Source organism: Microbacterium sp. B24, from assembly GCF_000333415.1.
Classification (GTDB): domain Bacteria; phylum Actinomycetota; class Actinomycetes; order Actinomycetales; family Microbacteriaceae; genus Microbacterium.
Genome location: NZ_BADB01000523.1, coordinates 1 through 327, shown reverse-complemented (window position 1 = coordinate 327; position 327 = coordinate 1). Strand labels below are relative to the sequence as shown.

The 327-nt window shown below is 67.0% G+C and carries 1 pseudogene; it reads left to right on the top strand.

From position 1 onward, the window contains the following. Nucleotides 1-67: 67 nt before the first annotated feature. Nucleotides 68-301, top strand: a pseudogene (locus tag I5I_RS15550) (transaldolase family protein); the annotation flags it as partial. Between the last annotated feature and the right edge of the window lie 26 nt (nucleotides 302-327).

Here is a 327-nt window from a genome sequence, read left to right as displayed (position 1 = left end):
AAGACCCTGTTCGAGAAGTTCGGTATCACCACCGATGCGGTCGTGGAAGCGGCCCCAAGGAGAACGCATGAGCACCCCCACCTCGGGCTCGACCCCGACCCAGCAGCTCGTCGACGCCGGCGTCAGCATCTGGCTCGACGACCTCTCCCGCGCGCGCATCGCTTCGGGGAACCTCGCCGACCTGATCTCGTCGCGCAACGTCTCGGGTGTCACGACGAACCCGTCGATCTTCCAGGCTGCGATCGGCAACCAGAACGACGACTCGTACGACGCCCCCCTGGCCGCCCTGGCCGAGAGCGGACTCTAGAGGATCCCCGGGACCGAGCT